General features: G+C 69.3%; 12 protein-coding genes. 6 read left to right on the top strand and 6 right to left on the bottom strand.

Annotated elements, in window-relative coordinates; all coding sequences use genetic code 11:
- Window positions 1–20: 20 nt before the first annotated feature.
- The gene (locus ASD42_RS04025; protein WP_056810299.1) at window positions 21–416 is read left to right on the top strand and encodes a hypothetical protein; all 396 of its coding nucleotides are present in this window, start codon (window positions 21–23) and stop codon (window positions 414–416) included.
- A gap of 90 nt (window positions 417–506) precedes the next feature.
- Window positions 507–992 carry a hypothetical protein gene (locus ASD42_RS04020; RefSeq protein WP_056810296.1) on the top strand — a complete coding sequence of 162 codons (486 nt, stop codon included), beginning with the start codon at window positions 507–509 and terminating at the stop codon, window positions 990–992.
- Window positions 993–1041: 49 nt separating this feature from the next.
- On the opposite strand, the gene ASD42_RS04015 is transcribed toward ASD42_RS04020, so the two are convergent.
- Both ASD42_RS04015 and ASD42_RS04010 read right to left on the bottom strand, forming a co-directional pair.
- Window positions 1042–1854 (bottom strand): hypothetical protein, encoded by an 813-nt coding sequence (locus ASD42_RS04015; protein WP_056810293.1) that lies wholly within the window; start codon window positions 1852–1854, stop codon window positions 1042–1044.
- A gap of 112 nt (window positions 1855–1966) precedes the next feature.
- Window positions 1967–2791 (bottom strand): DUF3097 domain-containing protein, encoded by an 825-nt coding sequence (locus ASD42_RS04010; RefSeq protein ID WP_056810291.1) that lies wholly within the window; start codon window positions 2789–2791, stop codon window positions 1967–1969.
- A gap of 106 nt (window positions 2792–2897) precedes the next feature.
- On the opposite strand from ASD42_RS04010, the gene ASD42_RS04005 reads away from it, so the two are divergent.
- Together ASD42_RS04005 and ASD42_RS04000 are read left to right on the top strand one after the other, a co-directional pair.
- Window positions 2898–3329, top strand: coding sequence for an NfeD family protein (locus tag ASD42_RS04005; RefSeq protein WP_056810288.1), 432 nt, complete (start codon window positions 2898–2900; stop codon window positions 3327–3329).
- Between the two features lie 3 nt (window positions 3330–3332).
- A complete protein-coding gene (locus ASD42_RS04000) occupies window positions 3333–4577 on the top strand; it encodes an SPFH domain-containing protein (protein WP_056810285.1) in 1245 nt (414 codons plus the stop codon).
- 79 nt (window positions 4578–4656) lie between these two features.
- Here the strand turns inward: ASD42_RS04000 and ASD42_RS03995 are convergent, their stop codons facing one another.
- The 3 genes from ASD42_RS03995 to ASD42_RS03985 all read right to left on the bottom strand — a co-directional run bounded on the left by ASD42_RS03995 (window position 4657) and on the right by ASD42_RS03985 (window position 8733).
- The gene (locus ASD42_RS03995; protein WP_235569304.1) at window positions 4657–5865 is read right to left on the bottom strand and encodes a molybdopterin-binding protein; all 1209 of its coding nucleotides are present in this window, start codon (window positions 5863–5865) and stop codon (window positions 4657–4659) included.
- A 267-nt stretch (window positions 5866–6132) separates the two neighbouring features.
- Window positions 6133–7206, bottom strand: coding sequence for a tartrate dehydrogenase (locus ASD42_RS03990; RefSeq protein WP_056810279.1), 1074 nt, complete (start codon window positions 7204–7206; stop codon window positions 6133–6135).
- A 9-nt stretch (window positions 7207–7215) separates the two neighbouring features.
- Entirely contained in the window at window positions 7216–8733 is a 1518-nt protein-coding gene (locus ASD42_RS03985) for an NAD-dependent succinate-semialdehyde dehydrogenase (protein ID WP_200950375.1), read from the bottom strand.
- A gap of 108 nt (window positions 8734–8841) precedes the next feature.
- On the opposite strand from ASD42_RS03985, the gene ASD42_RS03980 reads away from it, so the two are divergent.
- Window positions 8842–10083 (top strand): aspartate aminotransferase family protein, encoded by a 1242-nt coding sequence (locus ASD42_RS03980; protein ID WP_056810276.1) that lies wholly within the window; start codon window positions 8842–8844, stop codon window positions 10081–10083.
- An 80-nt stretch (window positions 10084–10163) separates the two neighbouring features.
- The gene (locus tag ASD42_RS03975; protein ID WP_056810274.1) at window positions 10164–10658 is read left to right on the top strand and encodes a DUF3830 family protein; all 495 of its coding nucleotides are present in this window, start codon (window positions 10164–10166) and stop codon (window positions 10656–10658) included.
- A 92-nt stretch (window positions 10659–10750) separates the two neighbouring features.
- On the opposite strand, the gene ASD42_RS03970 is transcribed toward ASD42_RS03975, so the two are convergent.
- Window positions 10751–12151 carry an amidase gene (locus ASD42_RS03970; RefSeq protein ID WP_082844151.1) on the bottom strand — a complete coding sequence of 467 codons (1401 nt, stop codon included), beginning with the start codon at window positions 12149–12151 and terminating at the stop codon, window positions 10751–10753.
- Window positions 12152–12160 lie beyond the last annotated feature (9 nt).

The raw sequence follows: 12160 nt of genomic DNA, 5'->3' as shown, positions 1-12160 counted from the left end.
GACTGATCGGAGGATTTCCGATGATTTCGACACCGCCGCGCCGCGCCGCCGGGCTCGCCCTGGTGCTGACCGCCGCCGCGCTCGGCCTGACCGGGTGTGGCAACGACTCCGGCTATCAAACCCAGCCCCCACAGCCCACCGAACCCACGATTTCGCAGGCCTCGGTGCAGGATCTCTGCGGCATTCTCGATGGACAGAAGGGCACGTGGAAGGCACTGGGCCCGCCGGTCGCGCGGGTGGCGTTCACCGGCGCGGTGAGGTTGTGGACAGTGAACGACACCGTCGCCAATGCCGCCATCGCCTACAACCGCCGCATCGTCGACACCGTCACCATCCGCACCTGTCCGCAGGTGCGCGACGCCACGCTGAAGTCGCTCGATGTCCCGGATCTGAAGGTCGCCCTCGGCGGATTCTGAACTGGCACTTCCCACTTCGCGTCGGCTCTGCGTTAGCATCGCCCGCAGACCTTCGCCCGGAGGTCTGCGTGACGCTACGGGGAGGGTCCGATGAACTATGCCGAGATGACGATGACCGCACTATCGCGGGGAGGCGGTCTTCTCGCAGGCGATCGCGTCCGCGCGGGCGATGCGGAGGCGGTGCTGGCCCGTCGTGGGGGCGGTAGCAGCGTGAGCGTCGGGGGCGGTGGGGTTCCGGAGTGGGTCTGGTATCTCATCATCGCCGCGATCGTGCTCATCGTGTTGGTCGTAGTGATCCGCGCGTTCAGTGGTTCCTCGAATCAGGCTGCGCCACACCAGATGCCGCCACCGCAGCAGATGGCGCCCCAGCCGTATCCGGCCCAGTATCAGCAGCCCTACCCGCAGCAGCACCCGTCCGGCCCCGGCTACCCGCAGGCCCAATACCCGCCGCAGTATCCGCAGGGTCACTACCCCCAGCCGTATCCGCAACAGCAGCCGATGCCGTACCCACAGCAGCAGGCGTACCCGTACCCACAGCAGATGCCGTACCCACAGCAGCAGCCGTACCGTCGCTGACGAATCGGGGTCCGGCGGGCGCCGCCGGACGTCGGCGAACGCGGTAGGTCTAGCCGTCGCGGCGGGCGGCGGCGTGGACCGCGACGAGGCGGGCCTCACGGATCGTGTTCCACAGCGGGCGCAGCAGGGATTCGTGCGCGCCGATCGCGGTGGCCGAGGTGGGCGAGGACGCCGGTTCGTGCTGAGCGACGGTGAGAATCGCGGCTACGTGATCGGCGGTATCGAGAATCCGCTTGGCGCGCAGCGGGATCGAGTCGGGATAGGCGTGACGTGAGTAGGCCGCGAGCTGAGCTTCGATCTGCTCGCGCGGATCGTCGTCGCCGTTGCCGACCGAGGTGGTGTGCAGTTGCATGAGGGCGTCGGCGGCGTCGCGGACCGATTCGCGCATCGTGTACTCGGCCTCGCCGAGCGACATGTCGTGACCCACGATGCGGGGGAGGTCGACGCCGTAGACGGTCCACTGCAGGGTTTCGTCGTCGTCCCACTGTGGGATCAGGCCGGTGCCCGGCTCGCCGGGAACACCGAGCAGCAGGCCTTCCTCGGCATCGATCGCGTCGGCCGCGAACGCGGTGCCGACAGGCAGCCCGCGCACATCACCCGCCGCGGGCAGGACAAGGCGCAAGTGCGCCCCGGCCGGCGCCATCGCCTCGCGGATCACCTTGAGCAACGGCATGGCGCCGGTGCCCGCTTCGCCACGTGAGGTCCACGGCAGATCGGTGCGTCCGCCGGTGACCGGGTCGCCCGCCGCGATGGTGTGGCGCGGCGCCCAGGCATGCAGTGCCTCCAGCACGTCGTCGGGCGCGCTGGTACCGGCCAGCCAGGAGCCGGCCCACAGCGTCAGCGTGGCACTGGGAGAGCACATAATCATCGAGCATAAAGGTTCCGCGACAATCGCGTGCGCGCACCGAGCTCGTCGATGTTGCCTACGCAGGTCGCGGTATTCGGCGCGAGGACCCGCCTGACCTGCTGTGCGTTCACTCGGGCTCGGTCACGAAGTCGATGAGCCGTTCGACGGCCCCGATGAGCGGGGCTTCCAGATCCCGGAACGAGTCGACCGCATCGTAGACACGGCGCCACCCCTGCTGCGGTGTTCCCCAGCCCAGGCGCGCGCAGATTCCGGTCTTCCAGTCCTCGCCGCGCGGCACCGTCGGCCAGGCGTCGATGCCCAGTGCGGCGGGACGGACCGCCTGCCAGACATCGATGTAGGGATGGCCGGTCACCAGTACATGCGGTCCGAGCCCGGTGGTCAGGTGCGTCTCCTTGGAGCCGGTCACCAGGTGGTCGACCAGCACCCCCACCCGTGCGCCGGGACCCGGTTCGAATTCGGTGAGCCGGGCGCCGAGATTGTCGAGACCCTCCAGGTGCTCGACGACCACGCCCTCCACCCGCAGATCGTGGCCCCACACCCGTTCCACGAGCGCCGCGTCGTGCACGCCCTCCACCCAGATCCGGCTGGTTCGCGCGACCCGCGCGCGCAGGCCGTCGACGCGGGTGGAACCCGACGCCGACCGGGTGGGCTGTTTCGTCGCAGCGGCGGTGGGCTTGGTCAGCGTCACCGGTTTTCCGTCGATCAGGAAGGCCGCTTCCCGCATCGCGAACAACCGCACCGCACCGCGCGCGTCCTCCAGCTTCACGAACTCGCCGTCGTAGCTGCGATCGAAACCGACTACGGCGCCGCAGAATCCGCTCGCCGCGTCCTCCACCACCAGGTCGCGCTCGGCCCGCACTGTCGGCACCGGCTTCTTCTTGGTCCGATCGTGTCCGGAATAGATATCGCCGTAACTGTCTCCTGCACTCACGTCCCGAAACTACCGCGCTCGCAACGTAGTGCGCTGCACCGCCGCACCGGTCGAACCGATCACGCGAGGCCGCCCGCAAACCGGTCATCGGGGCTAGGCTGGCAATGTGGCCGCAATAGTCTGGCTGATCGCGGGCATCGTTCTCGCGGCGGCGGAAATGCTCACCGGGGATCTCACGCTGCTCACGCTGGGCGTGGCCGCACTCGGCACGGCGGGCGTCAGCGCCGCGACCGATCTACCCGTGTGGGGCGACGCGTTGGTGTTCGCCGCGATGGCCGGTGTGCTGTTCGTCGGGGTGCGCCCGCTACTGCGCCGCAAGTTCGGTACCCCGCCACCCACTCCGACGAACGCCGATGCGCTGCCGGGCAAGTCGGCCCTGGTGCTCGAGCAGGTCGCGGAATATTCGGGGCAGGTCAAGCTCGGTGGCGAGGTCTGGACCGCGCGTCCGCTCGACCCGAGTGACGTGTACGAAGCCGGTGTGACTGTCTATGTGATGAAGATCGATGGCGCGACAGCCGTCGTCTGGAAGGGTCCCTAGAACATGGTTGCCTTGATCGTGGCCGCCGTCCTCGTCCTGTTGGTCGTGGTGGTGGTTTTCAAATCGATCGCGCTCGTCCCACAGGCCGAGGCGGCGGTGATCGAACGGCTCGGGCGGTATTCGCGCACCGTGTCCGGTCAGCTGACGTTCCTCGTCCCGTTCGCCGATCGCGTCCGCGCCAAGGTCGACCTGCGCGAGCGGGTCGTGTCGTTCCCGCCGCAGCCGGTGATCACCCAGGACAACCTCACCCTGCAGATCGACTCGGTGGTGTATTTCCAGGTCACCAGCCCGCAGGCCGCCGTCTACGAGATCAGCAACTACATCGCCGCGGTCGAGCAGCTCACCGTCACCACCCTGCGCAACGTGGTCGGTGGCATGACCCTGGAAGAGACGCTGACCTCGCGCGATCAGATCAACAACCAGCTGCGCGGCGTGCTCGACGAGGCCACCGGCCGCTGGGGCCTTCGGGTGGCCCGGGTGGAGCTCAAGTCCATCGATCCGCCGCCGTCGATCCAGGAATCGATGGAGAAGCAGATGAAGGCCGATCGCGAGAAGCGCGCGACGATCCTCACCGCCGAAGGTAACCGCGAAGCGCAGATCAAGACCGCCGAGGGCGCCAAGCAGGCGGCGATCCTGACCGCCGAGGGCGGCAAGCAGTCCTCGATCCTGTCGGCCGAGGGCGAACGCCAGAGCCGCATCCTGCGCGCGCAGGGTGAACGCGCCGCCTCCTACCTGCAGGCGCAGGGTCAGGCGAAGGCGATCGAGAAGGTCTTCGCCGCGATCAAGAACGGCAAGCCGACGCCGGAACTGCTTGCCTACCAATACATGCAGACCCTGCCGATGGTGGCCAAGGGCGACGCGAACAAGGTCTGGCTGGTCCCCAGCGATTTCGGCAAGGCCCTGGAGGGTTTCGCCCAGAACTTCGCCACCAAGGGCGAGGACGGTGTCTTCCGCTACGAGCCGTCCACCGACGAAGCCCCGGTGAAGATCGAGGACGACTCCGACGTAGCCGACTGGTTCGAGACCGCCTCCGACCCGAAGATCGCCGAGGCCGTCCGCGCCGCGGAAGCCACCGCGCGCACCCCCGTCGAAGGTTTCGATATACCGGTGCCGCGCCCGAAGACCTCGGTGGCCAAGTCCGCCGACCCGGAGCTGCCGACCCCACCCCCGATCGCCCCGCAGGAACAGTCGGCGCCGCGCCCCGACGACCCGTACGGTCGCCCCTGGCAGCCGCCCCATCACGGCTGATCCTGTCGGATCCGAGCAGATGATCACGGCCCCGGTGCGGTACCGCACCGGGGCCGCTGCTGTTGTGCGGTAGCGCTACTCAGTGGGGGAGTGGGAGGAGTTCGACGAGGGAGCCTCGGCCGGTGCCGGGCGGGAGGATGGCCAGGGCTTGGCAGGCGATGAGGCCGGCCAGGTGGGGGGTGTGCGCGGGGCCGGTGCTGCGCCAGACGCCGCCGGGGTGTTGTTGGACGCCGACTATGCGGGTGGCTTCGCCTTCCATGACGCCCGCGTCGGAGAGGCGGCCCCACATGGTGGGGCCAGGAGAGCGCAGCGTGAGGGCGTCGACGATGGCCGGACCGACAGCCAGGAGGGCGGCGACGGCGGCGAAGGGGTTGCCGGGTAGGCCGAGGAGGACTCGGCCGTCGGGGAGCTGGGCCACGAGCGTGGAGCCGCCGGGGCGGATCGCGATGCGTTCGACGATGATGCGGGCGCCGAGGTCGGCGAGCAGGGTGCGCAGGTGGTCGGCGGCGCCGCGGCCGGTGGCGCCGACCATCACGACCAGGTCGGCGTGGGATTTCAGGGTGAGCCAGGAGCGCATGAGGTCACGACTGTCGGCGAGGTGCCACAGGCCGGTGCTCTCGATATCGCAGCAGCGCAGGAACTCCGGCAGCACGGGGCCGAGCGAGTCGCGGGTTTCGCCGGGGCCGAGCGGGCCGACGGCACGGATCTCGTCGCCGGTCATCACCACGTCGGCACGCAAAGGTCCACGCACGGTGACGGTTTCGGCCTCGGCGCTGAGCGCTGCCGAAGCCAGCGCCGCCGAGACGCGGGCGCCCGCACGAGCCAATTCGGTTCCACTGCTCCAGTGTTCGCCCTGGCGGCGGGTGTCGTCGCGCACCGGCGCACCGGGCGCTCGCATCACTACCGGCTTACCGGACACGGTCGTGGTCACGATGTGTTCGTCGCGCAGGGTCGCTGTGGTGCCGAGGGGGGTGGCGGCGCCGGTCGCGATCCGCACCGCCTCGCCGGGCGCCAGCACCACCGAGCAGCCACGTCCGGCGTAGCTGACCTGCTGGTGCAGCCGCCACCACGGTCCCGGGCCCGCGACCGCGTAGCCGTCCATGGCGGCGCTGTCCACGCGTGGCAGGGGAGTGCCCGCGGCCAAGGCCATGGCCAGGGTCGCCCCGACCGCCTCGGCCACGGGGCGCTCGCGCACCGCGATCGGTTCGAGGTCCGCGGCTATCTGCGCGCGCACCCGACCCAGCCCACACTGCACTGCCGGAACTACGCCCACCCGTGCGCTCGTCACCACGTCTCGCCTTCCGAGGACCCAACACCGACACTGCGACCTCATGGTGCGCACCAGCGATTGCCTGCGATTTTCTGGGCAGTTGCCTCGCGATGACGTTGTGCTCACGCGAGCGGAGGCCGCTCGGTGCGTAGTTCGGCGTCACGTACCTGCCCGGCGGTCTCGAGTCGCCTGCGGGAGGGGTCCCGGGCGCTCAGACGCCGGGGTGCCGAAGCGACCCGCGTGTTCGGGTGTCGGACAGCTGCGTCGCCGCCGGTGGTGTCCGGGTCACGCCTCGGTGAGGGCGTTCGCGAGTTCGGCGGCACGGTCGGCGATGGCAGTACCCAGTTCGGCGGTGGTCGCGGTGCCGCTCAGGTCCGGTGTGCGGACCGTGCCCGCGGCGAGCACATCGCAGACCGCCCGGTCGACGGCGGCGGCCGCGGCGTGCTCGCCGAGGTGCGACAGCAGCATGGCGCCGGCGAGGATCTGGGCCACCGGGTCGGCGATGCCGAGGCCCGCGATGTCGGGCGCGCTGCCGTGCACGGCCTCGAACATCGACGGTGCGTCCGCCGCGGGGTTGATATTGCCCGAGGGGGCGAGCCCGAGTCCGCCGGTGACGGCCGCGGCGAGGTCGGAGAGGATGTCGCCGAACAGGTTCGAACCGACGATCACGTCGAGGCGGTCGGGGTGGAGCACGATTTCGGCGGCGAGGGCGTCGACGTGCATCTGCCGCGTCTGGACCGCCGGATACTCGGCAGCGATGCGCTCGAAAACGCTGTCCCAGTAGGGCATCGAGTGGATCAGGCCGTTCGACTTCGTCGCCGAGCAGAGCTTTCCCGAGCGTTCGGCGGCACGGTCGAAGGCGTAGCGGATGATCCGTTCGCAGCCGGTCCGGGTGAACACCGATTCCTGCAGGACGAATTCGTCCGGCCTGCCCGGGTTGTGGATGCCGCCGATCTCGGAGTACTCACCCTCGGAGTTCTCGCGCACGATGAGAATGTCGAGGTCCTCGGCAGTGCGGTCGCGCAGTGCCGATTCCGTGCCGGGCAGCAGCCGCACCGGCCGCAGGTTGACGTACTGAGCGAAGGCGCGCCGCAGCGGAATCAGCAAGCCCCACAGCGAGATATGGTCGGGCACCCCGGGGAATCCGACGGCGCCCAACAGGATCGCATCGAACTGCGCGAGCTGCTCGGGCCCATCGGGGGGCATCATCGCCCCGGTCCGCAGATAGTTCTCACAGGACCAGTCGAACTCGGTCCAGCTGATCCCCGGCAGGACCCGGTCGAGCACCTTCACCGCCTCGATCGTCACGTCGACGCCTATTCCGTCACCCGGAATGGTCGCGATCCGGTACGTGCGCACGCTGTCTCCCTAAACCTTGACGCCGATGTATTTGGTCTCGAGGAATTCGTCGATCCCGGTGGTCCCGCCCTCGCGTCCGAGCCCCGATTCCTTCACTCCGCCGAACGGTGCGGCCGGATTGGAGACCACGCCCTGATTCAGGCCGACCATCCCCGTCTCGAGAGCTTCGCAGACGCGCAGCCCGCGTCGCAGGTTCTCGGTGAACACGTACGCGACCAGCCCGTAGGGGGTGTCGTTGGCACGGGTGATCGCTTCGTCCTCGGTGTCGAAGACGCCGATCGCGGCGACCGGACCGAAGATCTCGGTGTGGCACAGCTCCGCGTCGTCGGGCACGTCGGTGAGTACGGTCGCCGGGTAGAACGTGCCCGATCCTTCGATCGCCGTGCCACCCAGCAGCACCTTCGCGCCGCGTCGGCGTGCGTCGGCCACGAGATGCTCGACCTTGGCGACGGCGTCGGCGTCGATGAGCGGCCCCACGACAACGCCCGGCTCGGTGCCGCGGCCCATCGGCAACGCCGCCATCCGTGCGGCCAGTCGTTCGGCGAACTCGTCAGCGATGCCGCGCTGCACCAGAATGCGGTTCGCAGCCGTACATGCCTGGCCGATATTGCGCATCTTGGCGGCCAGCGCGCCCTCGACCGCTTCGTCGAGATCGGCATCGTCGAACACCAGCAGCGGCGCGTTGCCGCCGAGTTCCATGGAGGTGCGCATGACGGTGCGGGCGCACTGTTCCAGCAGGAGTTTCCCGATGGCGGTCGACCCCGTGAAGGAGAGTTTGCGCGAGCGGGGATCGGCGATGATCGGTGTCATCACCGCGCCGGGGTCGGCCGTGGTCACCACATTGACCACACCGGCGGGCACGCCCGACTCGGACAGAATCTCCGCGAGCGCCAGCATCGACAGAGGCGTCTGTTCGGCCGGTTTCACGACGCAGGTGCATCCGGCGGCCAAGGCGGGCGCGATCTTGCGGGCGCCCATGGCCATCGGGAAGTTCCACGGCGTGATGAGCAGGCTCGGCCCCACCGGCTGTTTCGTCACCAGAAACCGTGAGCCCCCCGTCGGCGCGGGCATGTATCCGCCGTCGAGGCGGACGGCTTCCTCGGCGAACCAGCGGAAGAACTCCGCGGCGTAGGCGACTTCGCCGCGCGCCTCTGTCACCGGCTTGCCCATCTCGAGCGTCATGATCAGGGCGAGGCGTTCGGTATCGGCGAGAAGTGCGCGGTGCGCGCGCATCAGGATGTCGCTGCGGGTGCGTGCCGGGGTGTTCGCCCAGTCCGCCTGCGCCTCGGCCGCTGCGGTGAGCGCGTCGAGTCCGTCGGCCGGGGTCGCGTCGGCCACCGCGCACAGCCGCACGCCGGTCGAAGGATCGAGGACGGGCAGCGTGTCGGGGGAGTCGCGCCATCCGCCACCGATGAACAGCCCTTTCGGGACGCTGTCGATCGCGGCGCGTTCGGCGGCGCTCAGGTTGTCGAGCAGCTGTGCGCTGCCCCCGGACTCGTGTGTAAGGAGCCCTCGTTCCTCGCTCATTCGCCTGCCCTGCCTCCCGACGCGGTGGATCAACCATTGCTGTGACCCCTGCCGCCATGTTATGCATATTGTCAACAATCCGACAATAGACAATCTGGGGAGTCCTTGATGACCGAGCTGTCTCCCGTCCTGAAGCAGGCCACGCCCGTTCACGTCGATCACGGCGCAGGCTGCTACCTCTACGACACCGACGGTCGCCGCTACCTGGATTTCACCGCCGGGATCGGCGTCACCAGCACTGGCCACTGCCATCCCACCGTGGTGGCGGCCGCGCAAGCCCAGGTCGCCAAGCTGATCCACGGGCAGTACACGACGGTGCTGCACCGGCCGCTACTCGAACTCACCGAGCGTCTCGGCACCGTGCTGCCCGAGGGGCTGGACACGCTGTTCTTCGCCAACTCCGGCAGCGAGGCGGTCGAGGCGGCGCTGCGCCTGGTCCGCCAGGCCACCGGACGGCCGAACGTGATCGTCTTCCACGGCGGTTTTCACGGCCGTACCGTCGCTGCCGCGACCATGACCACCTCGGGGACCCGGTTCTCGGCGGGCTTCAGCCCGCTGATGTCGGGTGTGCACGTGGCCCCGTTCCCGACCGCTTTCCGCTACGGCTGGAGCGAGGGGGAAGCCACCGACTTCGCCTTGCGTGAGCTCGACTATCTGCTCGCCACCCTCACCTCGCCCGTGGAAACCGCCGCGTTCATCGTCGAACCGGTGCTCGGCGAGGGCGGCTACATCCCCGGCAACACCCGGTTCTTCCAGGGCCTGCGCGAGCGCGCCGACCGGCACGGGATCCTGCTGGTCTTCGACGAGATCCAAACCGGCTTCGGCCGGACCGGAAAGTTCTTCGGCCACCAGCACTTCGACGTGCGCCCCGACGTGATCACCATCGCCAAGGGTCTGGCCAGCGGCTTCCCGCTGTCGGGCATCGCGGCGTCGCGGGAATTGATGGCGAAGGCCTGGCCGGGGTCCCAGGGCGGAACATACGGCGGAAACGCGGTGGCCTGTGCCGCCGCCGTGGCGACTCTCGAGGTCATCCAGACCGAGGGGCTGGTCGACAACGCCGCCATGCGCGGCACGCAGTTGCTCGCCGGTGTCCGGGGGATCGCCACCAAGGCGATCGGTGATGTCCGCGGTCTCGGCCTGCTCGTCGGCGCCGAATTCACCACGGCGACAGGTGAACCCGACACCGCGACCGCGACGGCCGCGCAGAAGTCGGCCGTGGACAAGGGCCTGCTGCTGCTCACCTGCGGCGCGCACATGAATGTCGTACGCATGATCCCGCCGCTGATCGTCACCGACAGCCAAGTCGAGGACGCCCTGGCCATCTGGTCGGAGGTCCTCGCCGAGCTGTAGTCCGCCGTGGTCCCGCTCGGGCATCGAGCGGGACCACGCGCCGACGCAGCTCCGCTCGCACCGCACAGGAAGCAGGATCGATGGCCCGCTACATCAGCATCACCCTCACCAAAGCCGGCGTCACCTGCCGCGCTCGCCTCCTCGACGACGAAGCCCCGCTCACGTGCGCCGCCGTCTGGGATGCGCTGCCCCAGGAGGGCGACGCCTTCCACGCCAAGTACGCCCGCAACGAGGTCTATGCGCTGGTGCCGCGCATCACCGCGGCGCCACATCGCGAGAACCCCACTGTCACTCCGATTCCCGGCGACGTCTGCCTCTTCGACTTCGAACCGTGGGAAATCGGCAACCCCGCCTACGGCTACGAACCCGGCTCCGCCGCCCACCATGCTCAGGGCGCCACCGACCTGGCGCTGTTCTACGGTCGCAACAACCTGCTGATCAACGGCGACCTCGGCTGGGTGCCCGGCAGCGTCTTCGCCTCCATCGAGGACGGCCTCGCGGACTTGGCGGCAGCCTGCAACGGCCTGTGGTTGCGCGGCGTCGAGGGCGAGACGTTGGCTTTCGCCCGCGCATGAACAGACACCGGGGTCGTGCTCGGCACGACCATTCGGCATAGTCGCCGCGACGCCGTCGGCACGATCCGGCGGCGTCGCGGCGACTACCTGATTCAGGAGTTCAGCACGAACTCGGCGTGCCTGGCGACCGCGAGGATCAAATCGTCGGAGTGCCGTGGTCCGACGATCTGCATGCCCACCGGCATCCCGGCGCGCGTCGTGCCGACCGGAATGCTGATGGCGGGCTGCTGCGTCATGTTGAACGGGTAGGTGAACGGGGTCCAGTCGGGCCAGCCGTGGAGCCCGCTGCCCGGCGGCACATCGTGTCCGGCTTCGAACGCGGTGATCGGCATGGTCGGGGTGATCAGCACGTCGTAGGACATGTGGAAGGTGCCCATCGTGATGCCGACCTCGGCGGCGACGTGGCGGGCGTCGAGATAGTCGACGGCGCTGACGGATTCACCACGCGCCCACGCCGCACCCAAACCGGCATCCACCTTCTCGCGGGAGCCGGCCGGGAACTTCGACAGCATGGTCGCCGCACCCGCGGCCCACAGCGTTTCGAAAGCCGCACGCGGGTCGGCGAATCCGGGATCGACCGCGTCGATGGTCAGATCGGCCTCGGCCAGCCGCGCGACCGCGCGCTCGACGATCTCGGCGACCTCGGGGTCGACCTGGGCGTACCCGAGCGTGGCGGAGTAGCCGACCGACAGCCCACGCACATCCCGCTGCATCTGACTGCGGAAGGTCGTGAGGGTGGGCGCCAGCGCCGTCGGGTCCCGCGGATCGGGCAGCGAGAGGATGTCCATCAGCAACGCCGCGTCCTCGACGGTGTGCGTCATCGGTCCGGCGTGCGCGAGAGGGCCGAACGGGCTGGCCGGGTAGAGCGGAATCCGCCCGTGCGTCGGTTTGAAACCGACGATCCCGCAGAACGACGCCGGAATCCGGATGCTGCCACCCCCGTCGGTGCCGACCGACACCGGCGTCATCCCGCCCGCGACCGCTGCCGCGCTGCCCCCGGATGACCCGCCCGCGGTCGTCGTGGGATCGGCGGGATTGCGGGTGATTCCGGTCAGCGGACTGTCGGTGACACCCTTCCAAGCGATCTCCGGCGTGGTCGTCTTCCCGACGAACACCATCCCGTCCTCGCGCAGCCGCGCGGCGACCGGACTGTCCACCGACCATGGCCCGCTCGCGTCGATACAGGTGGAACCGCGCAGGGTCGGCCAGCCCTCGGTCAGAAAGATGTCCTTGATGGATATCGGCACGCCGTCGAGTAACCCGCGCGGATTGCCGGACTGCCAGCGCGCCTCGGAGTCCTTGGCCTGTACCAACGCCCGATCCGGATCGACCAGGCAGAAGGCGTTGAGCGCGCCGTCGCGGGCGGCGATGGCGTCCAGGCAGGCTTGCGTGGCCTCGACGGGGGAGAGCTGCCTGGCCGCGTAGGCCGAGACCAGCTGCACCGCGGTCATCGCGGTGGGATCGGTGGGAAGATCGGGGTCGGGCTGCGTCATGGCGGGGCT

The organism is Nocardia sp. Root136 (assembly GCF_001427185.1).
In the GTDB taxonomy this organism is placed as follows: domain Bacteria; phylum Actinomycetota; class Actinomycetes; order Mycobacteriales; family Mycobacteriaceae; genus Nocardia; species Nocardia salmonicida.
The sequence above is the reverse complement of the archived record's forward strand: the minus strand, read 5'-3'. Positions and strand labels throughout refer to the sequence as shown.